The organism is Streptomyces acidiscabies (genome assembly GCF_020010905.1).
In the GTDB taxonomy this organism is placed as follows: Bacteria; Actinomycetota; Actinomycetes; order Streptomycetales; family Streptomycetaceae; genus Streptomyces; species Streptomyces acidiscabies.
Window position 1 is genome coordinate 368,080 of record NZ_JAGJBY010000001.1, and the last position, 21,032, is coordinate 389,111.

Consider the following 21,032-nt stretch of genomic DNA (forward strand, 5'->3'; position numbering starts at 1 on the left):
CAAAGCAATTTGCTCTGTGTGACCTCAGGTTTGCAGGCAGCGACCTACCATCGCTACAAGTGCATGTCTCGCAATGAGAGTTGGAACATGGAGGGCATATGCCTGCCAAGCCCAAGCCTCTGACCCCGGACAGGTCGGCCAGACACTTGTTCGGGGCAAAGATGCGCTACTACAGGGAGCAGGCGCACATGAGCCTTGATGCCCTGTCCGAGATCGTGAACGTCTCCAAAGCCCACCTGTCCCGAATCGAACGGGCAGAGTCGCCGGTGCCGCCAGGGCTGCCGCCCAGACTCGATGCGGCGTTTGGGACGGATTCGATCTTTACGGACCTGTATCTGTTGGCCCGTAAGGAGATCCATCCCGACCGGTTCAAGCGGCGGATGGAACTGGAAGCACGGGCAACCGTCATCAAGGAGTACGCGCCACAGATCGTGCCCGGTTTGCTTCAAACCGAGGACTATGCCCGTGCGCAGTTCCGTACGCACAACCCGAAGGCCACGGAGCAGGAGATCGAAGACCTGGTCATAGGGCGGATGTCTCGGGTCGACTTGCTCTTGGGTGACCCCCGCCCCGACTTCTCTGCGGTGCTGGACGAGGCGGTTTTACGGCGAGGGTACGGCGGTCCAAAGGTGATGCGTAGGCAGCTGGAGAAGCTACTTGCGCTTGCGCTCACTCCCACCACCTACGTTCAGGTTCTCCCCTTCGCCTTTGGGGGACATGCGCTTGCCGGGGGGTCGTTGGCGCTGTGGCGCTTGGAAGACGGGGCTGTTGTGGCCTACGAGGAGGCCATCACCACAGGAACCCTGATCGAGGAACAGGACGAAGCGGACACGAAGCTCCGGGCTTACGATCTGCTTAGCGCATCTGCGCTGTCCCCTGCCGACTCTGCGGGCTTCATCCGGTCCGTTTTGGAGGAACTTCCCAAATGAGCACCACCTTTGACCTCTCTGACGTTAGGTGGGTCAAGTCCAGCTACAGCGGCAACGGAGGAGGGAGTTGCCTTGAGTGGGCTCCTGACTTGGCAGTTACAACAGGTGTTGTTCCAGTCCGTGACAGCAAGGTCCTGGGGGGACCGTGCCTCACCTTGAGTCCCCGTGCCTTCGCCACTTTCGTCGAGTTCGCCCGCAGCTTCGACGCGTAGTACCTGTCAGCCCCCGTCGCTTCACTCTCAGAAGCAACGGGGGCTGACTGCTGCCGTGAAACGACGTAGGTATCTCAGCCCTCCGGAGCGATCTCAGCGATCAGACCGCGGACCCGCTTCTCGATCTCGTCGCGGATCGGGCGTACGGCGTCGACTCCCTGTCCTGCCGGGTCAGGGAGTTGCCAGTCGAGGTAGCGCTTGCCGGGGAAGATCGGGCAGGTGTCGCCGCATCCCATCGTGATGACGACGTCCGATGCCTGGACGGCTTCCGCCGTCAGTACTTTGGGGACCTCGGCCGCGATGTCGATGCCCACCTCCGCCAGCGCCTTCACCACAGCGGGGTTCACCGTGTCGGCGGGGGCGGAACCGGCAGAGTGGACCTGGACTCGGGCGCCCGCGAGGTGGGTGAGGAAGGCGGCGGCCATCTGCGAGCGTCCGGCGTTGTGGACGCAGACGAAGAGGACGGACGGGGTGGTCATGGCGGGTGCCTTTCCGGTCAGGGCTGGTCAGGAGGTGGTGAGTTCGGGTTCGCCGCCCGCGACGACTGAGGCTTCCGTGACGCCCGAGACGCCCGCGGCTTCCGTGACGCCCGAGACACCCGCGGCTTCCGAGACGCCCGTGACATCCGCAGCGCCCGCGACGTCCACGGCGTACGCGACGTCCGCAGCGTCCACGGCGTCCGCGATGCCCACGGAGTCCACTGCGCCCACGACGCCCGTACCGACAGCCCCGCCCCGTCCCCCCACAGGACGTACGAACACCGCAGCCACCAGCCCGACTCCAAGCCCCGCACCGACCACCTGAGCCACAACAAACGGCCCGACCGAAGCCGGCGCGATCCCGGCGAACGTATCCGTGAAGGCCCGGCCGACCGTCACCGCCGGATTCGCGAACGACGTCGAGGACGTGAACCAGTACGCCGCACCGATGTAGGACGCCACGGCGACAGGACCGAAGCGCGCTCGACCAGTCCGCGCCAAGCCGAGAACCAGCAGCACAAGCCCAGCAGTCGCAACCACTTCGCCGAGCAGCAGATGCCCGGCCGAGCGGTCATGAGTGGACCACCGCACCAACGGCTCCCCGAACATCGCATCGGCCAGAACCGCGCCCGCAACCGCCCCGGCCATCTGCGCCAGGACGTACGCGGCCAGGTCACGCGGCGTCAGCCCGCCAGGCGTACGACGGTCGGCGAACCAGACCGCGAGCGTCACCACAGGGTTGAAGTGCGCACCGGAAACCGGCCCGAACAGCACGATGAGCACCCCCAACCCGAACACCGTGGCCAGCGAGTTCGCCAGCAGCTGGACCCCGACGTCGTCGGTCAGCTCCGTCGCCTGGATGCCCGAGCCGACCACCACCGCGACAAGGGCCGCCGACCCGACCGCTTCGGCGAGAGCCCGGCGCCCGAGCGGCACATTCACGTCGCCGCCTCGCTGGTCAGGAACCCGGCCAGCCGGTCCAGCACCCCGGGCAGCACCCGGTAGTACACCCACGTCCCCCGCCGCTCGGAGTCGATCAGCCCCGCCTGCCGCAGCAGCTTCAGGTGGTGGGAGATCGTCGGCTGCGACAGGTCGAACGCCGGGGTCAGGTCGCACACACAGACCTCGCCGCCGGCCCGGGAGGCGATCATCGACAGCAGGCGCAGCCGGACCGGATCGCCGAGCGCCTTGAAGGTCCTGGCCAGGTCGGTCGCCTGCGCGTCGTCCAGCGGCGCGGCCGTCAGCCCCGTACAGCAGTCCTGCCCGAGCACCACGAGTTCCTGCTTCGACATCCCTCTATATTGACATCCTTCTATACAAGGCGCAAGCTTGCATCGAAGAACATCAATGCAAGCAGATGGGAGCCGTTCCATGTCCCGCGTCCAGCTCGCCCTACGCGTCAGCGACCTCGAAGCGTCGATCACCTTCTACGCGAAGCTCTTCGGCACCGAACCCGCCAAGCGGCGCGCGGGGTACGCCAACTTCGCCATCGCCGAGCCGCCCCTCAAGCTCGTACTGATCGAAGGCGAGCCCGGCGAGGCGACCCGCCTGGACCACCTCGGTGTCGAGGTCGGGTCCACCGCGCAGGTCGGCGCCGCGACCGGCCGCCTCAAGGAGGCCGGTCTCGCCACTTTCGAGGAGAACGACACCTCGTGCTGCTACGCCGTGCAGGACAAGGTGTGGGTGCACGGCCCCGGCGCGGAGCCGTGGGAGGTGTACGTGGTCAAGGCCGACGCCGACACGCTCGGCGGGAGCGCGGAGCCCGGCGCCACCGGTGACGACTGCTGCCGTAGTACCCGTAATACCCGTAGTACCCGTACGACCTGAGAGCCACGGCCGCGTACACCCCGCCTCCGAAGGCCTACATCCCGTGCACCGCCGGGATCGACCCCAGCCGCCCCTTCTGGAAGTCCTCGAACGCCTGCTGGAGTTCGGCCTTGGTGTTCATGACGAACGGTCCGTAGTGGGCCATGGGCTCACGGATGGGGCGGCCGCCCAGCAACACCACTTCCAGGTCAGGGGTGTTGGCGTCCTGCCGCTCGTCCGCACGGACCGTCAGCGAGGACCCCGTACCGAAGACCGCCGTCTGCCCGAGCCGGATCGGCCGGCGTTCCGTGCCGACGGAGCCGCGCCCCGCGAGGACGTACGCGAGGCCGTTGAAGTCCTCCCGCCAGGGGAGGGTCAGCTCGGCGCCGGGGGAGACGGTCGCGTGGATCATCGTGATCGGCGTGTGCGTGACGCCGGGACCCTCGTGGCCGTCGAGCTCGCCCGCGATGACGCGGAGCAGCGCGCCGCCGTCGGGGGTGGTCAGCAGCTGCACATTGCCGCCGCGGATGTCCTGATACCTGGGAGCCATCATCTTGTCCCTCGCGGGGAGGTTGACCCAGAGCTGGACGCCGTGGAAGAGGCCGCCGGACAGGACGAGGGACTCCGGCGGCGCCTCGATGTGCAGGAGGCCGGAACCGGCCGTCATCCACTGGGTGTCGCCGTTGGTGATGGTCCCGCCGCCGCCCTGGCTGTCCTGGTGGTCGAAGATCCCGTCGATGATGTAGGTGACGGTCTCGAAGCCGCGGTGCGGGTGCCAGGGCGTGCCCTTGGGCTCGCCCGGCGCGTACTCCACCTCACCCATCTGGTCCATCATGATGAACGGGTCGAGACGCCGGTAGTCGATGCCCGCGAACGCCCGGCGCACCGGGAATCCCTCGCCCTCGTAACCGCTCGGCGCGGTCGTGACGGCGAGCACGGGGCGCGCGACGGCATCGGCCGGCGCGGTGACACGGGGGAGCGTCAACGGGTTCTCGACGGTCACTGCGGGCATGTCGGTTCCTCCTCGGACGGCGTACGACACGACGTCGTACGACGATTTTAGTTGAACGGTGAACTTCCTGCCAGTCCCCACAACCGTGGGCGCGCGGCGGGCATTCCCGAGCCCCCGGGGCCGCACGTCGGGCCGTACTTCGTTGGCAAAAAATGATCGTGTATCGCGCGCAGGCTGTGTTACGGTTCCTGTGTTGCAGTTGCGGTACCCATGGACTTATGTGCGCCTGACGGGATTGCATCCTTCGGGCGCATTATTTGTTTTCCGGGCATCTCCGGATGGGGCCTCTGCTCTACCTGAAGGAGATCGTCATGGCACAGGGAACCGTCAAGTGGTTCAACTCTGAAAAGGGCTTCGGCTTCATCGAGCAGGACGGCGGCGGCCCCGACGTCTTCGCCCACTACTCGAACATCGCCACCCAGGGCTTCCGTGAGCTCCAGGAGGGCCAGCGCGTGTCCTTCGACGTCACGCAGGGCCAGAAGGGCCCGCAGGCGGAGAACATCGTCCCCGCCTAGTCGTCGGACGTAGCACAAGCTCGCCGGGGTTCGCACCGTCTGGTGCGGGCCCCGGTTTGCGCTGTTTCCGGGAAGACCCGCTTCCGGGAAGCCATGACTGTTTCCAGGAAGGTGGACCCCTTATGTCCCGCAGACCCCAGAGGCCGAACCGGCGTGCCTCGTCGCCCTCGCCGTCCGGCTCCTCGCGGTCGTCGGCCGCGCCGTCCGCTCCGCGCGAGTTCCGGCTGCCGAAGAGTACGACGCCGGCGCTGCCGCCCGTCGCGGACTTCGCCGACCTGGACATGCCGGCCGGGCTGCTGAAGACGCTGACCGCGCAGGGCGTCACCACGCCCTTCCCGATCCAGGCCGCCACGCTGCCGAACTCCCTCGCCGGGCGCGACCTGCTCGGCCGTGGCCGCACCGGCTCCGGCAAGACCCTCGCGTTCGGCCTCGCGCTCCTCGCGCGTACGGCGGGACTGCGCGCGCAGCCGAAGTCGCCCCTCGCGCTGGTACTAGTACCTACGAGGGAGCTGGCCCAGCAGGTCACCGACGCGCTGTCGCCGTACGCGACGGCCGTCAACCTGCGTATGGCTACCGTGGTAGGGGGTCTGTCCATCACCCGGCAGGCCGACACGCTGCGGCGCGGCGTCGAGGTGGTCGTCGCGAGCCCCGGGCGCCTCAACGACCTCGTCGAGCGCGGGGACTGCGTCCTGGACGACGTACGGATCACGGTCCTCGACGAGGCCGACCAGATGACCGACATGGGCTTCCTGCCGCAGATCACCAAGCTGATCCAGAAGGTACGGCCCGACGGGCAGCGGATGCTGTTCTCGGCCACCCTCGACCAGAACATCGACCGGCTGGTCCAGCGCTTCCTCACCGACCCGGTGACGCACTCCGTCGACCCGTCGGCGGGCGCGGTGACGACGATGGAGCACCACGTCCTGCACCTCGCGGACGAGACCGACAAGAAGGCCGTCACCACGCGGATCGCCGCGCGGGACGGGCGCGTCATCCTCTTCCTCGACACGAAGCGCTCCGCCGACCGGCTCGCGAAGCGGCTCCTCGCGGTGGGGGTGCGGGCCGCCGCGCTGCACGGCGGGCGCTCGCAGCCGCAGCGCAATCGCACCCTCGACCAGTTCAAGACCGGGCAGGTCACGGCGCTCGTCGCGACGAACGTGGCGGCGCGTGGCATACACGTCGACGACCTCGACCTCGTCGTCAACGTCGATCCGCCGACCGACCACAAGGACTACGTCCACCGGGGTGGGCGTACCGCGCGCGCGGGCGGTTCCGGGACCGTCGTCACGCTGGTCCTGCCGGAGCAGAAGCGGGAGGTCACGCGGTTGATGTCGGACGCGGGGATCCGGCCGCGGACGTCCCGGATCGTCTCGACGGACCCCGAGCTGTCCACGATCACGGGGGCCCGTGAGCCGTCGGGGGTCGCGGTGACGATCGAGGTGCCGCAGCCGGTGGCTCCGCAGCGGGGTACGGGGTCCGGGGCCGGTGGGTCGTCCCGGCGTCGGCGCGGGGGCGGTGGGGGCGGGGCTTCGGCGTCGGCCTCGGCGCCGGGTAAGAACGAGGGGCGTGGGGGCGGCGGGGGCCGGGGCAGGGGCGGTACGTCGTCGGCGGGCGCGGCGTCCTCGGGTGGTGCGGCGTCCGGTGGGCGGGGCGCGGCCGGCGGGCGGCGGGCCGGGGGTGCGGCGGGCTCAGGTGCTACGGGTACGGGGGCCGGGGCCGGTGGCGGCAGGGGTGGCCGGGGTACTGGTGCCGGGGCCGGCGGCGGTACGGGGCGGCGGGGTGGACGGCGGACGTCTACCACCTGAGGGGTACGGGTACGGGGGCCCCGCTCGGAGGGCCCCTACCTGAGGGGTACGGGTATGTCAGACCCGTACCTCTGCGGAGCCACCCTCAGCCGTACATCCTGCGCATCGCGAACTCCACCATCTGCTCGACCGCCTTCGCGTCGAACACCATGCGGTGCTCGCCCTCCATGTCGAGGACGAAGCCGTACCCCGTGGGGAGCAGGTCGATGACCTCGGCGCCGGTGATGACGAAGTACTTGGACTCCTTGCCGGCGTAACGGCGCAGCTCCTTGAGCGAGCTGAACATGGGGATGACCGGCTGCTGGGTGTTGTGCAGGGCGAGGAACCCGGGGGTGTCCCCGCGCGGGCAGTACACCTTCGACGTAGCGAAGATCTGCTGGAAATCCTCGGCGGCCATCTGCCCCGTGGTGAACGCCCGCACCGCGTCGGACAGCGACGGAGGCGACGGTTCCGGATAGAGGGGCGGCTGCTGACCGTACCCACCGACCCCGCCGGGCTGCTGCGGCGACGCGTACTGCTGCTGGGCGGCACCCTCACCCATGGGCTGGCCGTATCCGTACATGGCTCCAGCCTATCGAGAGTCGGGTGGGGGCTGGGGCTCGGGCGGCCTTTGCGTGGGCCCCGCCCAGGGCCGGCCGCGCCCCTCTCCGGAGCCACGTGGAAACCGACAGCCGATCGACAGCCCCTGGCCTGGCCTGACGCCCCCTCTCACTCATAGCGTCTGACTGGGCAGACAACGCACCAGCAGAGGGACGGCTATGCAGCGACGTGACGGTGAGCGGGACCAGTACTCCGGTGAAGGGGTTCACGAGCACGACCGGGGGTTGTCGTACGACCTTCCCGTGCTTGCCCGGCGGCGGATGATCCGGTTGGTGGCGGGGGTGGGGCTGGTGCCTCTTGTGGGGTGCAGTGCGGAGGGGGAGGGTGACCCGGCAACGGCGTCGGCCCCTTCGGGGAGCCCGGCGTCGAGTGGCACCGCCGACTCTGCCGAGTGTGCCGTGATTCCCGAGGAGACCGCCGGGCCCTACCCCGGGGACGGGTCGAACGGGGTCAACGTGCTCAAGGAGAGCGGTGTCGTGCGTAGCGACATCACGAAGAGCTTCGGGAACTCGGCGGGAGGTACCGCTGAAGGCGTACCTCTCAAGGTCACCCTGACCGTCGTGGACTCGGCCTCCGGGTGTAGTACCCCCAAGAAGGGCGCGGCCGTCTACATCTGGCAGGCCGACCGGGCCGGGGACTACTCCCTGTACACCGAGGGTGTGACGGACGAGAACTACCTGAGGGGGGTGCAGGAGACCGACGCGAAGGGGCAGGTCACCTTCACCAGCATCTTTCCGGGGTGCTACCCGGGGCGCTGGCCGCACATCCACTTCGAGGTGTACGGCTCCCTCGCGGACGCGACCGCCGCGACCGCGATCACGAACACCTCGCAGCTGGCCTTCCCGAAGGACGTCTGCGACACGGTGTACGCGACCGAGGGGTACGCCGGAAGTATCCCCAACCTGGCCCGGCTCACCCTGGAGACCGACATGGTCTTCCGGGACGGCCACGACCAGCAGATGGCGTCGGTGCAGGGGAGTCCGGGGGCCGGGTACACGGCCACGCTGACCGTCGCGGTGTGACCAGTCACAGTTGACCGGATCGGGGTTGCCACTTATTACCGACGGGTAGCATCATCGTAGCTACTAGCTGGTACGTGAAACCACCGCGCGAGGAACACAGTGCCTCGCCGATCTCTTGACGGAGCCATCACCATGGGGCACTACAAGTCGAACCTCCGCGACATCGAGTTCAACCTCTTCGAAGTCCTGGGCCGCGACAAGCTGTACGGCACGGGCCCGTTCGAGGAGTTGGACGTGGACACCGCGAAGAGCATCCTGTCGGAGATGACGCGGCTGTCGGAGAACGAGCTGGCCGAGTCCTTCGCGGACGCCGACCGCAACCCTCCGGTCTTCGACCCCGAGACCAACACCGCGCCGGTCACGCCGTCCTTCAAGAAGTCGTACAAGGCGTTCATGGACTCCGAGTACTGGCGGCTCGGCCTGCCGGAGGAGATCGGCGGGACGACCGCGCCGCCGTCCCTGATCTGGGCGTTCGCGGAGCTGATCCTCGGCGCGAACCCGGCCGTGTGGATGTACACCTCCGGTCCCGCGTTCGCGCGCATCCTCTTCGAGGAGGGCACCGAGGAGCAGAAGAAGTGGGCGACGATCGCGGTCGAGAAGACCTGGGGTTCGACGATGGTCCTCACCGAGCCGGACGCCGGTTCGGACGTCGGCGCGGGTCGTACCAAGGCGGTACAGCAGGAGGACGGCTCCTGGCACATCGAGGGTGTGAAGCGGTTCATCACCTCGGGTGAGCACGACATGGAGGAGAACATCCTCCACTACGTCCTCGCACGCCCCGAGGGTGCCGGACCCGGTACCAAGGGACTGTCCCTGTTCCTGGTCCCCAAGTATCACTTCGACTCCGAGACCGGCGAGCTGGGCGAGCGCAACGGCGTGTACGCCACGAACGTCGAGCACAAGATGGGCCTCAAGGCGTCCAACACCTGCGAGATGACGTTCGGCGACCGCCACCCCGCCAAGGGCTGGCTGATCGGCGACAAGCACGACGGCATCCGCCAGATGTTCCGCATCATCGAGTTCGCCCGCATGATGGTCGGCACGAAGGCGATCTCCACCCTCTCCACCGGCTACCTCAACGCCCTTGAGTACGCCAAGGAGCGCGTGCAGGGCACCGACCTCGCGGCGTTCGGCGACAAGGCCGCGCCGAAGGTCACCATCACGCATCACCCCGACGTACGACGCTCGCTCATCACGCAGAAGGCGTACGCCGAAGGTATGAGGGCCCTGGTCCTCTACACCGCCTCCGTCCAGGACGCGATCGCGGTCAAGGAGGCGAACGGCGAGGACGCGAAGGCCGAGCACGCGCTGAACGACCTGCTCCTGCCGATCGTCAAGGGGTACGGCTCGGAGAAGGGGTACGAGCAGCTCGCGCAGTCGCTCCAGACCTTCGGCGGCTCCGGGTTCCTCCAGGAGTACCCGATCGAGCAGTACATCCGGGACGCGAAGATCGACACCCTCTACGAGGGCACGACCGCGATCCAGGGCCAGGACTTCTTCTTCCGCAAGATCGTCCGCAACCAGGGCGCCGCGCTGAACGGCATCGCCGAGGACATCAAGAAGTTCCTCGCGCTGGGCACGGGCGGCGAGCAACTCTCTGGCGCCCGGGAGCACTTGGCCAAGGCGGCCGTCGAGCTGGAGGCCATCGTCGGCCTGATGCTGACCGACCTCGCGGCGACCGAGCAGGACGTCAAGAACATCTACAAGGTCGGCCTCAACACGACCCGCCTGCTGCTCGCGTCCGGTGACGTGATCGTCGGGTACCTGCTGCTCAAGGGCGCCGCGGTCGCCGCCGAGAAGCTGGAGACGGCCTCGGCCAAGGACAAGCCGTTCTACACCGGCAAGATCGCCGCCGCGAAGTTCTTCGCTGCGAACGTCCTGCCCGGTGTCACGCTGGCCCGCAAGGTCGCCTCCGGGGTGGAGCTGGACCTGATGGAGCTGGACGAGGCGGCGTTCTGAGAGAGCGCCGGTCTCGCCAACGGGCTGTGCGCTGACGTCTGTTGAGCTGCGTGTGAGTGGGTCCTGTCCGGGGTCGGGCGGGACCCACTCGTGCGTGCGCCGTTCGGCGGCGTCGAGTGGACCGTGGAGCCCGGGTCCGCCGAGCCGACGAGCGCGGAGCAGCGGCTGCGGACGAAGGTCGCCGTCGCGAGGGAAGTCGGGGTGATGGACCGGGAGCGGAAGGCCATCGCCCTCGCGGCCCGGGTCACCGTCCCGGCCTCCCGCCGGCTCGCGCCGGTCACCCGGACGCCTCGGCACCAACTCGTCCCGCTCTGGTGGGAGTCGGAGGGTGAGGGGCCACGGCGGGATTCATGGTGACCCGGTCGGGCGACAACTACCCGGCCGTGCAGGGAGAGTTGCTCGCGTCCGCCCGGGAGACGGAGGGGGACCATCGCGGCATCGAGCGCTGTCCCGTCGTCGATGCCGCCGCAGCGTGGGAGCTCCGGTCGATGCTGGAGGTCACGGCTCCTGGCGTCCAACTCGCCTGTGAAACACGGGGACTTACCCGTACCGCCTGCCTCGTCCACTCCGACGGTTCCTGGGCCCGCGCCGAGGGCTCGCTGCCGTTGCTCGGCGCGGCTCTGCGGATCACGTCGGACGGGGTGTGCCGTCTGCCGCGAGGGCGGTGGCAGGCGTCCCTGGGCGACGTCCGGTGATTTCCGTGCCCCCTGTCCCCCGACTCCGAGGAGCCGGCCTCCGTGCAGCACGAGCCCCAAGTCCCCGTAGGCCTCGGCGCGTTGTCCGGCATGCCCCCGCCCGCCGCCGTCCCCAGCCGCTCGATGCAGGCGCATCCCGGGCGATCAGCCTTTTTCGGACGTTCTGCGAATCGCGCGTCGGAACTATGCCTTCCACCTCCCCCCGCCCTTTAGCTTCATGGCTGCACCAAGTTCAGCAAGCGACTCGTCCACCGCTCATGGAACCTGCGCGTTCCAGTAAGAGGAGGAAAAGTGAAACGCTACTTGGTACTGGCAGCCAGTTCGCTGCTGTTCGCGGCGGGAACCACCTCCGCCGTGGCCGCGCCGACGGGCGCGGCGGCGAAGCCGGCGCAGGCGCCCACCGGCCAGGTGAAGATCGTCAAGGGTGACAGCAGCGCGAGCCCCTCGATCAAGCACGTGAACTACTGCAACAACTTCGTCAACCACGGCACGTGGTGGGAGGCGGACTGCAACGTCGACTACGGCCGATCCGGTTCGTACACCCAGTGCTCGGACTTCACCCAGATCTGGGGCCCGCTGGTGGGCGTCGGCTACTGGCACTTCGTCGGCAACTGTTCCGGCCACGGAACGGTACGGAACTGGGGCGTCTACGACGGCTAGGCCGTAGGCCCCACCGGTGTTCCGGTCCACGCCTCGCGCCGCGACGATCGCGGCGCGGGGCGTGGTGTCGCTTCCGCCCCTACGGGAACTTTGCTCGGTTTCATCATGAAATTACCTTTATTGTATTCAAGTTGCTTGTGCGCAGATACGGTTTTACTGTCACGGTCGACCACTTACTTTGCTTTATGTCTGTGCACGAGAAGAGTTCGCAGTGACCTTTCCCCGACGCGCGCTGTGTCTGAGCCTGCTGCCCGGCGCGCTCGTCCTGGGCCTGCTGGGAGCAGTTCCCAGCCCCGCCCGAGCCGATGACTCGGCACCGGAGACCGACCGGGCGAAGGCGGTCCAGCTGTGGGAGACGGGCGGTCCGGGGGTCAAGGAGGCCGCGGAAGCCGCGCTCGTCGGCGGTGACGACGCCGTCACGACGTTCCTGTCCCAGGCTGCCGACCTGTCGTACTCGGACGATCGGGTAGCCACCTCCCGGCTCTACGACCTCGGCGGCGCCGGCCTCCGGGAGGCCGTCCGCAACGCCCTCAAGAGCAATTCGGCGGACACGATCCGGGCGTTCCTCAAGGACGGGTGGCAGGCCCCGCTGTTCCAGGACCAGCGGGTACAGGTCGCGCAGATCATCAACGCGGGCGGCCCCGAGGTCCGGAAGGCGGGCATCGCCGCGCTCGACAGCGGCTCGCCCGACAAGATCCGGGAGTTCCTCACCCACGGGCAGTTCGACCGGCGCGAGCAGGACGAACGGGTCGAGGTCGCGCGGATCATCGCCGCCGGTGGTGCAGGCGTCCAGGCAGCCGGACGCCTGGCCATCGACGGCACCGCCGCCGACGTCCATGAATTCCTCCAGGTCGGCCAGTACACAGCCCGTGCCCACGACCAGGAACACGCCACGATCGCCCGGCTGGACGCCCAGGCGGCGAAGTCGGGCAAGGCCGCCGCAGCGGCGGCCCGCGCCGCACGGGCCGCGACCACCGTCAAGCAGGCCCGTATCCACGCCGCCACGGCGCGGAAGGCCGCCGCAGCAGCCGGCGCGGACGTCACCGAGGCGAAGAAGGTCCACGACCTCGCCGTCCGTACCGACGCGGTGAAGCTGGCCGCACGGACCAACGAGGCCATCACCCGCGCCAGGGGCCTCAAAGCTCAGGAAGACCAGCGCGCCGCCGGCCGACAGGCCGCCGTCCGGGCGGCCGAGAACCTCCGGGTCGAGGCGGACAAGCTCGCCGGGCAGGCCGCCGACACCGGAAGCGACCCGGCGAAGCTCGCGCCCGAAGGCCGCGCCGTGGCCCTCGCGACCGCGAAGACCGGCCGCCCCCGGAGCCGGTCCGCGGCCCTCGTGGCCCTGGCCGGCAGTGACACCGACATCGCCGCCTACCTCCGCACCGGCCGCAAGGACGCCGACGCCCAGGACGACCGCGCGGATGCCGAACACCTCGCGGAGACCGCGGACTTCCCCGAGGTCCGCGCCGCCGCGGCGAAGGCCCTGCAGGGCGACGGCGCGGCGGTGAGCGCGTTTCTGGCGACGGGGCAGTACGAGGTGGTGAAGCAGCAGATGCGCCTGCGCGTCGTCCGGGCGCTCACCGGCGCGGGCCCGATCGAGACGGAGGCCATCAACAAGGCACTGGACGCCGACACCGCCGACGCGCTGCACCAGTTCCTCGCCACCGGCGAGGCTCTCGCACGCACCCAGGACGAACGCGTCCGCGCCGCCCAGCTCTTCGGCAGCTCCGGCGCCGAGGTGCGAGCCGCAGCGCACGTCGCCCTGGAGGGCCCCGCCGACCTGCTGCACGCCTTCATCACCACCGGCCGGTCCAGGGCCCAGCGCCAGGACCAGCTCGCCGCCACCCACGAAACTCAGATCCGGCAGCTCATCACCCACGCCGCCGGCATCGCCGCTACCGCCCGGAAGAACGCGGCCGAAGCAGGCAGGGCCACCAGCCGCTGACCCGGTCGGCAACCTGACGTCGCCGCGGTGACACGGGACGTGACGGGTGGGCGGGGGAGGCGGTTCGGGGTCGTAATACTGGAGAGGTACCCCCCTCATACCGCCCCGCCTCCCCGCCCCGCCCGTAGTTAAAGTGACTCCATGACCCAACCCATCCGCTTCGACCGCGGCCACACCGACGATCTCAAGTCATTTCTCACGGCCAGCCCGACGCCGTACCACGCCGTGGCCACCGCAGCGGACCGGTTGGAGAAGGCCGGTTTCCGGCAGCTCACCGAGACGGAGGCGTGGGACGGCGCGACGGGCGGCCTGTACGTGCTGCGCGGCGGCGCGATCGTCGCCTGGTACGTCCCCGAGGGCGCCCAGGCGCATACGCCGTTCCGGATCGTCGGCGCCCACACCGACTCGCCGAACCTCCGCGTCAAGCCCCTCCCGGACACCGGCGCGCACGGCTGGCGCCAGGTCGCCGTGGAGATCTACGGCGGCCCGCTGCTCAACTCCTGGCTCGACCGCGACCTCGGCATCGCCGGCCGCCTCACCCTGCGCGACGGCTCGTCCCGCCTGGTGAACGTCGGCAGACCGCTGCTGCGAGTCCCCCAACTCGCCATCCACCTCGACCGATCGGTCACCGCCGAGGGCCTGAAGCTGGACAAGCAGCGGCACTTGCAGCCGGTGTGGGGTCTCGGGGACGCGCACGAAGGGGACTTGATCGCGTTCCTGGAGGAGGAGGCGGGGCTCGCGCCGGGCGAGGTGACCGGCTGGGACCTGATGACGCACTCCGTCGAGCCGCCGGCCTACCTCGGCCGCGACGAGGAGTTCCTCGCCGGGCCCCGGATGGACAACCTCCTGTCGGTGCACGCGGCGACCGCCGCGCTGGCCGCCGTCGCGACCCACCTCGGCGACGAACTCCCGTACATCCCCGTGTTCGTGGCGTTCGACCACGAGGAGAACGGCTCGCAGTCCGACACCGGCGCGGACGGGCCGCTGCTCGGCGGGGTGCTGGAGCGCTCGGTGTTCGCGCGCGGCGGGTCGTACGAGGACCGGGCGCGGGCGTTCGCCGGGACCGTGTGCCTGTCCTCCGACACGGGGCACGCCGTGCACCCCAACTACGCGGAGCGGCACGACCCGACACACCACCCCCGGATCAACGGCGGCCCGATCCTCAAGGTGAACGTCAACAACCGCTACGCGACGGACGGTTCGGGCCGCGCGGTGTTCGCCGCGGCCTGCGAGAAGGCGGGCGTGCCGTTCCAGTCGTTCGTGTCCAACAACTCGATGCCGTGCGGGACGACGATCGGGCCGATCACCGCCGCGCGGCACGGTATCCGGACCGTCGACATCGGGGCGGCGATCCTCTCCATGCACAGCGCGCGGGAAATGTGCGGCGCGGACGACCCGTTCCTGCTGGCGAACTCGCTGACGGCGTTCCTGGAGGGCTGAGTCCCGCTGGAGAGGTAGCTCCTGAGGGGTAGCTCCGGGGTACGACATACCCCGGAGCTACCCCTCAGGTACTAGTACCCCGCTCACTGCTCCCGGCAGGTCCGCGCCGCGTCACGGAACCACAGCGCGCTCGCCTTCGGCGTACGCACCTGTGTCTCGTAGTCCACGTGCACGATCCCGAACCGCTTCTCGTACCCGTAGGCCCACTCGAAGTTGTCCATCAGCGACCAGCAGAAGTACCCCCGTACGTCCGCCCCGGCCGCCCGCGCGAGGCCGATCGCGGCGAGGTGGTCGGCGAGGTACGCGGTGCGGTCGCTGTCCTGGATGCGGCCCGTCTCGTCGACAGGGGAGTGGCTGTCGTCGAAGGCGGCGCCGTTCTCGGTGATGTAGAGCGGCAGCGCGGGGTACTCCCGGCTGAGCCGGGTGAGGAGGGCCGTCATGCCTTCCGGGTAGATCTCCCAGGGCATCGCGGTCGAGGGCCGGTGGGTCTGCGGAACCCCCTCGTAGCCGTGCGGCTCGTCGGTCGCGCGGACCACGTCCCGGAAGTAGTAGTTCACCCCCAGGAAGTCCAGCGGCTGCGCGATGGTCCTCAAGTCACCGTCCTGGACCGGGAGTTGCGCGTCCTGCTTGGCCAGGTCGGTGAGCAGGTCGGCCGGGTAGCGGCCGAGCAGCACCGGGTCCAGGTAGATCCGCGCGCCGATCGCGTCCGCGCGCCGCGCCGCCTCGATGTCTTCGGGCGCGTCGGAGGCGGGGTGGGCGACCAACGGGTTGAGGGTGATGCCGACTTGGGAGTCCGGCACGGCCTCGCGGATCCGCTGGACCGCCAATCCGTGGCCCAGCAGCAGGTGGTGGGCCGCCTTTGTGAAGTCCGGGAAACTCTGCCTGCCCGGCGCGTGGTTGCCGAAGTAGTAGCCCAACATGGCTGAGCAGAAAGGCTCGTTGAGGGTGATCCAGTGCTTCACGCGGTCGCCCAGCGCGTCCGCCGCGAGCCCCGCGTACTCGGCGAACCGGTGGGCGGTGTCGCGCTCGGGCCAGCCGCCGGCGTCCTCCAGCGCCTGCGGCAGGTCCCAGTGGTAGAGGGTGGCCCAGGGGGTGATGTCCCTGGCCAGGAGTTCGTCCACCAGACGGTCGTAGAAGGCGATTCCACGCGCGTTGACCGGGCCCGTGCCGCCGGGCTGGACGCGCGGCCAGGCCATAGAGAACCGGTAGGCGTCCAGGCCGAGTTGGGACAGCAGTCCGACGTCCTCGGGCATCCGGTGGTAGTGGTCGCAGGCCACGTCGCCGGTGTCGCCCCCGGCCACCTTGCCCGGCGTATGGCTGAAGGTGTCCCAGACGGACGGCGAGCGTCCGTCCTCCGCGACGGCTCCCTCTATCTGGTACGCGGCCGTGGCCGCCCCCCAGACGAAGTCGGCCGGCAGCCCTCGCACCGCCTCGCTCCCCACGGGCTCCGTACTCGTAGCGGTCATCCGTTCCGCCTCCCTGCGACGGCACGACGTACGGCGTACGGCGCCTTCCGCTCAAGGCGTCCGTCACTCTGAGGTCGTACCGCACACGACGTACGCATCCCCTTGTGGGAGCGCTCCCAAGCAGGCTTGCTCAATCCCTGATACCTGTCAAGCGGCGTGGTTTTCCGGCCAATCAGGCGTCCCCGCACACGAGCTCGGGGCGACCGGTTGACAAGGTCGGGGCATGCCGGGAAGGCTCGTGGGAGCGCTCCCACGACTGCCTTCGAATCACTCGATTCCCCATCGGGTTCGGGAAAGTGACCGCACGTATGCCTGACCACCATCGCGTTCTGCCTGCTCGACGGCCGTGTGCGGTCCCGGGTGTCCCGGGTGCGCCGGCTCGCGGGTGCCGTACTGCGGCCGGATCGGGTCGGGCCTCGCCCTGGGGCTCGCGCGCGGACTGGCCGGATCCGGTGCCCGCGCGGTGATCCTCGCCGGTGGGGGAGAAGCGCTGCCGCACCGGGCCGTCAGGCCGGTCGTCGAGGTGCTGTACGAGGCAGGCGTCGGGCTCGGGTTCGTCACCGACGGCATCCGGGTCGACCGGTGTCCCGGTCGGCTCGCCGGGTGTCTGTCGGGGGTACGCCGGTGGCTTGGTCGCCGTACCGGCAGGGGGAGTCGGGGGCGGGGGACGCGGCGGGGAGTGTGCGCAGCGCTCACGACGGCACCGCCCTCGCCGACGGGACACCCCCGACCGCCAACTCCCGTAGCCCGCACGGCATCAACCTCACCGACGGCACGCCCGCCGGGAGCCCCACGTGAACACCCGTACCCCAGCCAGGAGCCCCACGTGAGCGCCAGTCCCCCCGCCGGGAACCCCTCGGTGAACGCCCGTACCGCCAAGGCCGGGCGGTGGCGGCTCGTCGCCGATCCGGCCGTACGGAATCTGGTCGCCGCCACCGGTGCGGTCGGCGTCGCGGGGGCGTTTCTCGTTCCCACCACCAGTCTGTTCCTCACGGAGGCGGTCGCCGCCACGCCCCTCATGGTCGGGCTGTTCTTCGCGGCGCGGTCGATCGCCGAGATCGGTACGGACGTTGTCGTCGGGGCCGTTTCCGATCGGTTCAAGGACCGGCGCGCGATCCTTGTGCTGACCGCGCTGCTCAACGCGTCCGGCGCGCTCTGCTACACGTTCCTGCGGGACTACGCGCTGCTGCTGGTCACCGGCATGGTCCTGTTCGGCCTCGGCGGCGCCTGCTTCGGGCAACTCTTCGCGTACACCAGGGAGTTGGCGGACGACCGAGGCGTCGACGCGCCGTTCTTCAACGGCTTCCTGCGCTCGGTGACCTCGCTGGCCTGGGTGATCGGGCCGCCGCTCGCGTTCTGGATCGTCGCGCAGTGGTCGTTCGCGGTGCTGTACGCGGCGACGGCGTGCCTCTCGCTGGTCGCGGCGGTGCTGTGCCGCTGGGGTCTGCCGTACCCGCGCGCCACGGAGACGGCGGCGCCGGACGACCAACTCCCGGGCCTGCGCGGCATGTTCGCCGGTGTCGGCCCGCGTACGCTGCTGGTGCTGGGCTCGGTCGTCCTGCTGCTCGGCGCGAACGCGATGTACCAGATCGACCTGCCGCTCCACATCACCGACGGCCTCGGTATGAGTGGCCAGTTCGCGGGTCTGCTGCTCGGTGTGAGCGCGGCGATCGAGATACCCCTGATGGTGCTGGTCGGCGTCTGGGCGGAACGCCTCGGCAAGCGGCGCCTGTTGATCGCGGCGACGGTCTGCGCGACGGCGTTCTTCGCGCTGCTGCCGGTCGCCGGCACCAGCCGGGCGGCGCTGTTGGCGCTCCAGCCGCTCAACGCGGCCTGGGCGGCGGTGGCGTTGAACATCCCGGTCGTGATGCTCCAGGACAGTCTGCCGGGCCGCTTCGGCACCGCGTCGGCGCTGTACTCCAGCGCGTTCAAGGCGGGCATGTTCCTGGGCGGCCTCGCGGTCGGGACGGTCGCGACGTGGACGGGGTACACGCAGGTCTTCTGGGTGTGCGCCGGACTCACCGCGCTCGCGGGGGTGTTGGTGCTGCCGCTGCGGGCGCAGGACACGGACCCGATGCACGCGGAGCGGAACGCCGCGGCGAGGTGATGGACGCGGAGCGCGCGGCAGCCGTCTGGCGGGGTACGGCGCCTCGGCGCAAGCCATGACGCCTACCCCCCGTCAGACCTGGGAGCTACCTCTCGCGGACTACCCCCACAGAGCTACTGGTCCATCCCCGCGAGCACCAGCGGCAGCCGGTCCGTCCCGCCCTCGACAAGGCGGACCGGCACACCCCAGTCCTGCTGGTGCACATGGCACGCCGGGTACTCGATCGAAGGGTCGTCGTCGCACGACGCCGCCATCGCCGATACGTGCAGCACCCCCTCCGCAACCGCCGGATTCAGCTCCAGCACCCGCGCGAGATCCGTACCCGCCCCCTCCCCCGACAGCAGCAGCTCCGGCGGGGTCGACGACACCAGCAGCCGTGTCGAAGGGCCGTACCGCGTGTCCAGCTTCTGGCCCGCCGGTGCCTGGAACACGACGTCCAGTTGGAGCTTTCCGGCGGACACTTCCGTCGCCGCGCGCTGCGTGCGGTGCGCGACCGCCTCGACCCGTACCGCCTCCTCGGGGAGCCGTAGCCGCGTGAGCCGGTGGCGGGCCGACTCGACGACTACCAGGTCGTCCCCCACCAGCACCGCGTCGGAGGGCTCGCGCAGATCCGTCGCGAGGGTCGTCACCTCGCCGGTCGCCGGGTCGTACCGGCGCAGCGCGTGGTTGTACGTGTCGCTGATCGCCACCGAACCGTCGGGGAGAGCCGTCACCCCCAGCGGGTGCTGGAGCAGCGCCTGATCGGCGGCGCCGTCCCGGTGGCCGAAGTCGAAGAGACCGGTTCCGACCGCCGTGTGAACGTTTCCGTCCGCATCGACCCACCTCAGGGCCGACGTTTCGGAATCGGCCAGCCACAGCCGATCACCCGCCGCCGCGAGCCCCGACGGCTGCGCGAACCACGCCTGCGCGCCGGGCCCGTCCACGAGCCCCTCGTTGGTGGTCCCGGCCGCGACGGCGACGGTCCCCGCGACCGGGTCGTACGCCCACAGCTGGTGCACGCCCGCCATGGCGATCCACACCTTGCCGCCGAAGAGCGCGACGTCCCACGGCGAGGAGAGGTCGATCTCGCGCGCGGGCCCCGAGGTGGGCGACCCCTGCCACCACTGCCGGCCGGTCCCGGCGAGCGTCGTGACGTCCCCGGTCGCGAGGTCGACGCGGCGCAGCGCGTGGTTGACGGTGTCGGCGACGACCACCGCGCCGTCGTCCAGCAGCGCGAGCCCCTGCGGCTCGCTGAAGGCCGCCTCGGCGGTCCCGTCCGCGAACCCGCGCGTGCCGGTGCCGATCCGGCGTACGACACTCTCGCCGTCCTGCGCCAGCTCCACGAGCTGATGCCGGGTCGTGTCGCTGACCAGGAAGTTCCCGGACGGCAGGAGGAGCGCCTTGCCGGGGAAGCGCAGGGCCGTCGGCTCGGGCTCGGGCGCGACGTACGGGCCGTCTCCGCGCCGCAGCGTGCCCTTCGCGCCGTGCTCGGCCTCCAGCTCGGTCACCAGGCGCTCGATCGCGTGCACATGCCCCTCGCCCCCGTGCTGCGCGACGACGTACCCCTCCGGGTCGATCACCACCAGCGTCGGCCACGCGCGCACCGCGTACTGCTTCCACGTCGCCAGCTCCGGGTCGTCCAGCACCGGGTGCTCCACGCCGTACCGCTCCACCGCGTCCACGACCGCCTGGTGCTCCGCCTCGTGCACGAACTTCGGGGAGTGCACGCCGATCACGACGACCGTGTCCGCGTGCTTCTCCTCCAGCTCGCGCAGCTCGTCCAGGACGTGCAGGCAGTTGATGCAGCAGAACGTCCAGAAGTCGAGAATCACAATGCGTCCGCGCAGGTCGGACAGGGTGTACTGGCGGTCGCCCGTGTTCAGCCAGCCGCCCTTGCCGACCAGCTCGGGGGCCCGGACGCGCACGCGGCGCGGAGTGGTGTCGCTCATGCCCTCAAGGGTGCCACCGACCACTGACAGTCACGACAGCGCGTGCCCCGTCGTCGCGTCCACGTGGTCCGGGACCTCCTCGTGCCGGTCGCCGACGGTCGACGTGCCGGTCGGTTCGAGGAGCAGGATGTCGGTCGGTACGGGCGCGTACGGCTTGTGCTCCACCCCGCGCGGGACGGTGAAGACGGAACCTTTCTCCAGGACGACGGTCCGCTCACCCGCGGGCTCCCGCAGGGAGATACGCAACTCGCCCTCGATCACCAGGAAGAACTCGTCGGTGTGGTCGTGCGTGTGCCAGAGGTGCTCCCCCTCGACGTGGGTCACGCGTACGTCGTAGTCGTTGACCGACGTGACGATGCGAGGGCTCCACTGCTGGTCGAAGGAGGCGAGGGCGGCGGCGAGGGAGATCGGTTCGTTGCTCATGCCGATCATGCTGACGCTGGCCGACCGCC

At 69.8% G+C, this 21,032-nt stretch carries 21 protein-coding genes and 1 pseudogene; 14 read left to right on the forward strand and 8 right to left on the reverse strand.

Features of this window, described 5'->3' with window-relative positions; translation table 11 throughout:
- Positions 1–98 precede the first annotated feature (98 nt).
- Positions 99–929, forward strand: coding sequence for a helix-turn-helix domain-containing protein (locus J8M50_RS01635; protein WP_010351703.1), 831 nt, complete (start codon positions 99–101; stop codon positions 927–929).
- Positions 926–1,141 carry a DUF397 domain-containing protein gene (locus J8M50_RS01640; RefSeq protein ID WP_010351704.1) on the forward strand — a complete coding sequence of 72 codons (216 nt, stop codon included), beginning with the start codon at positions 926–928 and terminating at the stop codon, positions 1,139–1,141. Before J8M50_RS01635 ends, J8M50_RS01640 begins: the two co-directional genes overlap by 4 nt.
- Positions 1,142–1,215: 74 nt before the next feature.
- Here J8M50_RS01640 and J8M50_RS01645 read toward each other — a convergent pair whose 3' ends face one another.
- The 3 genes and pseudogenes from J8M50_RS01645 to J8M50_RS01655 all read right to left on the reverse strand — a co-directional run bounded on the left by J8M50_RS01645 (position 1,216) and on the right by J8M50_RS01655 (position 2,912).
- Complete coding sequence (locus tag J8M50_RS01645) at positions 1,216–1,620, reverse strand: arsenate reductase ArsC (RefSeq protein ID WP_010351705.1); 405 nt, start codon at positions 1,618–1,620, stop codon at positions 1,216–1,218.
- Positions 1,621–1,890: 270 nt separating this feature from the next.
- Positions 1,891–2,562: pseudogene (locus J8M50_RS01650) on the reverse strand (aquaporin); the annotation flags it as partial.
- On the reverse strand, positions 2,559–2,912 hold the full coding sequence (locus J8M50_RS01655) for an ArsR/SmtB family transcription factor (protein WP_010351707.1): 354 nt from the start codon (positions 2,910–2,912) through the stop codon (positions 2,559–2,561). The pseudogene J8M50_RS01650 and the gene J8M50_RS01655, both read right to left, overlap by 4 nt.
- A gap of 79 nt (positions 2,913–2,991) precedes the next feature.
- Here J8M50_RS01655 and J8M50_RS01660 point away from each other — a divergent pair, with 79 nt between their 5' ends.
- Complete coding sequence (locus tag J8M50_RS01660; RefSeq protein ID WP_010351708.1) at positions 2,992–3,447, forward strand: ArsI/CadI family heavy metal resistance metalloenzyme; 456 nt, start codon at positions 2,992–2,994, stop codon at positions 3,445–3,447.
- Positions 3,448–3,481: 34 nt separating this feature from the next.
- Here J8M50_RS01660 and J8M50_RS01665 read toward each other — a convergent pair whose 3' ends face one another.
- Positions 3,482–4,438 carry a pirin family protein gene (locus J8M50_RS01665; protein ID WP_010351709.1) on the reverse strand — a complete coding sequence of 319 codons (957 nt, stop codon included), beginning with the start codon at positions 4,436–4,438 and terminating at the stop codon, positions 3,482–3,484.
- A 311-nt stretch (positions 4,439–4,749) separates the two neighbouring features.
- Here J8M50_RS01665 and J8M50_RS01670 point away from each other — a divergent pair, with 311 nt between their 5' ends.
- Entirely contained in the window at positions 4,750–4,953 is a 204-nt protein-coding gene (locus tag J8M50_RS01670; protein WP_007502648.1) for a cold-shock protein, read from the forward strand.
- 122 nt (positions 4,954–5,075) lie between these two features.
- A complete protein-coding gene (locus tag J8M50_RS01675; protein WP_223786140.1) occupies positions 5,076–6,758 on the forward strand; it encodes a DEAD/DEAH box helicase in 1,683 nt (560 codons plus the stop codon).
- An 85-nt stretch (positions 6,759–6,843) separates the two neighbouring features.
- Here the strand turns inward: J8M50_RS01675 and J8M50_RS01680 are convergent, their stop codons facing one another.
- Positions 6,844–7,320: an SseB family protein gene (locus J8M50_RS01680; protein ID WP_029183397.1), complete on the reverse strand. Its 477-nt coding sequence runs from the start codon at positions 7,318–7,320 to the stop codon at positions 6,844–6,846.
- Positions 7,321–7,516: 196 nt separating this feature from the next.
- Here J8M50_RS01680 and J8M50_RS01685 point away from each other — a divergent pair, with 196 nt between their 5' ends.
- From J8M50_RS01685 to J8M50_RS01715, 7 genes are all read left to right on the forward strand, one after another.
- Positions 7,517–8,380 (forward strand): dioxygenase family protein, encoded by an 864-nt coding sequence (locus tag J8M50_RS01685; RefSeq protein ID WP_029183398.1) that lies wholly within the window; start codon positions 7,517–7,519, stop codon positions 8,378–8,380.
- A 132-nt stretch (positions 8,381–8,512) separates the two neighbouring features.
- Positions 8,513–10,339, forward strand: a complete 1,827-nt coding sequence (locus J8M50_RS01690; protein WP_010350611.1) for an acyl-CoA dehydrogenase — start codon at positions 8,513–8,515, stop codon at positions 10,337–10,339.
- A 90-nt stretch (positions 10,340–10,429) separates the two neighbouring features.
- Complete coding sequence (locus J8M50_RS01695; protein ID WP_040835335.1) at positions 10,430–10,696, forward strand: hypothetical protein; 267 nt, start codon at positions 10,430–10,432, stop codon at positions 10,694–10,696.
- Complete coding sequence (locus tag J8M50_RS01700) at positions 10,690–11,034, forward strand: hypothetical protein (protein ID WP_059045173.1); 345 nt, start codon at positions 10,690–10,692, stop codon at positions 11,032–11,034. The genes J8M50_RS01695 and J8M50_RS01700 overlap by 7 nt, the downstream gene beginning before the upstream one ends.
- A 291-nt stretch (positions 11,035–11,325) precedes the next feature.
- Complete coding sequence (locus tag J8M50_RS01705; protein ID WP_010350612.1) at positions 11,326–11,694, forward strand: hypothetical protein; 369 nt, start codon at positions 11,326–11,328, stop codon at positions 11,692–11,694.
- 211 nt (positions 11,695–11,905) lie between these two features.
- Entirely contained in the window at positions 11,906–13,639 is a 1,734-nt protein-coding gene (locus J8M50_RS01710; protein WP_010350613.1) for an ALF repeat-containing protein, read from the forward strand.
- A 141-nt stretch (positions 13,640–13,780) separates the two neighbouring features.
- On the forward strand, positions 13,781–15,079 hold the full coding sequence (locus J8M50_RS01715) for a M18 family aminopeptidase (RefSeq protein ID WP_010350614.1): 1,299 nt from the start codon (positions 13,781–13,783) through the stop codon (positions 15,077–15,079).
- 83 nt (positions 15,080–15,162) lie between these two features.
- Here the strand turns inward: J8M50_RS01715 and J8M50_RS01720 are convergent, their stop codons facing one another.
- Positions 15,163–16,545: a GH1 family beta-glucosidase gene (locus J8M50_RS01720; protein ID WP_010350615.1), complete on the reverse strand. Its 1,383-nt coding sequence runs from the start codon at positions 16,543–16,545 to the stop codon at positions 15,163–15,165.
- Positions 16,546–17,148: 603 nt separating this feature from the next.
- On the opposite strand from J8M50_RS01720, the gene J8M50_RS01725 reads away from it, so the two are divergent.
- Together J8M50_RS01725 and J8M50_RS01730 are read left to right on the forward strand one after the other, a co-directional pair.
- Entirely contained in the window at positions 17,149–17,343 is a 195-nt protein-coding gene (locus J8M50_RS01725; RefSeq protein ID WP_158002769.1) for a hypothetical protein, read from the forward strand.
- Between the two features lie 28 nt (positions 17,344–17,371).
- Entirely contained in the window at positions 17,372–18,652 is a 1,281-nt protein-coding gene (locus tag J8M50_RS01730; protein WP_010350617.1) for a sugar efflux transporter, read from the forward strand.
- 113 nt (positions 18,653–18,765) lie between these two features.
- On the opposite strand, the gene J8M50_RS01735 is transcribed toward J8M50_RS01730, so the two are convergent.
- Positions 18,766–20,580: an NHL domain-containing thioredoxin family protein gene (locus J8M50_RS01735; RefSeq protein ID WP_029183400.1), complete on the reverse strand. Its 1,815-nt coding sequence runs from the start codon at positions 20,578–20,580 to the stop codon at positions 18,766–18,768.
- Positions 20,581–20,610: 30 nt separating this feature from the next.
- Positions 20,611–21,003 carry a cupin domain-containing protein gene (locus J8M50_RS01740; RefSeq protein ID WP_010350619.1) on the reverse strand — a complete coding sequence of 131 codons (393 nt, stop codon included), beginning with the start codon at positions 21,001–21,003 and terminating at the stop codon, positions 20,611–20,613.
- Positions 21,004–21,032: the final 29 nt, after the last annotated feature.

Coding starts and splice junctions, on each gene's coding strand:
- J8M50_RS01635 (WP_010351703.1), top strand. CDS start 99: ATGCCTGCCAAGCCCAAGCCTCTGACCCCGGACAGGTCGGCCAGACAC.
- J8M50_RS01640 (WP_010351704.1), top strand. CDS start 926: ATGAGCACCACCTTTGACCTCTCTGACGTTAGGTGGGTCAAGTCCAGC.
- J8M50_RS01645 (WP_010351705.1), bottom strand. CDS start 1,620: ATGACCACCCCGTCCGTCCTCTTCGTCTGCGTCCACAACGCCGGACGC.
- J8M50_RS01655 (WP_010351707.1), bottom strand. CDS start 2,912: ATGTCGAAGCAGGAACTCGTGGTGCTCGGGCAGGACTGCTGTACGGGG.
- J8M50_RS01660 (WP_010351708.1), top strand. CDS start 2,992: ATGTCCCGCGTCCAGCTCGCCCTACGCGTCAGCGACCTCGAAGCGTCG.
- J8M50_RS01665 (WP_010351709.1), bottom strand. CDS start 4,438: ATGCCCGCAGTGACCGTCGAGAACCCGTTGACGCTCCCCCGTGTCACC.
- J8M50_RS01670 (WP_007502648.1), top strand. CDS start 4,750: ATGGCACAGGGAACCGTCAAGTGGTTCAACTCTGAAAAGGGCTTCGGC.
- J8M50_RS01675 (WP_223786140.1), top strand. CDS start 5,076: ATGTCCCGCAGACCCCAGAGGCCGAACCGGCGTGCCTCGTCGCCCTCG.
- J8M50_RS01680 (WP_029183397.1), bottom strand. CDS start 7,320: ATGTACGGATACGGCCAGCCCATGGGTGAGGGTGCCGCCCAGCAGCAG.
- J8M50_RS01685 (WP_029183398.1), top strand. CDS start 7,517: ATGCAGCGACGTGACGGTGAGCGGGACCAGTACTCCGGTGAAGGGGTT.
- J8M50_RS01690 (WP_010350611.1), top strand. CDS start 8,513: ATGGGGCACTACAAGTCGAACCTCCGCGACATCGAGTTCAACCTCTTC.
- J8M50_RS01700 (WP_059045173.1), top strand. CDS start 10,690: ATGGTGACCCGGTCGGGCGACAACTACCCGGCCGTGCAGGGAGAGTTG.
- J8M50_RS01715 (WP_010350614.1), top strand. CDS start 13,781: ATGACCCAACCCATCCGCTTCGACCGCGGCCACACCGACGATCTCAAG.
- J8M50_RS01720 (WP_010350615.1), bottom strand. CDS start 16,545: ATGACCGCTACGAGTACGGAGCCCGTGGGGAGCGAGGCGGTGCGAGGG.
- J8M50_RS01735 (WP_029183400.1), bottom strand. CDS start 20,580: ATGAGCGACACCACTCCGCGCCGCGTGCGCGTCCGGGCCCCCGAGCTG.
- J8M50_RS01740 (WP_010350619.1), bottom strand. CDS start 21,003: ATGAGCAACGAACCGATCTCCCTCGCCGCCGCCCTCGCCTCCTTCGAC.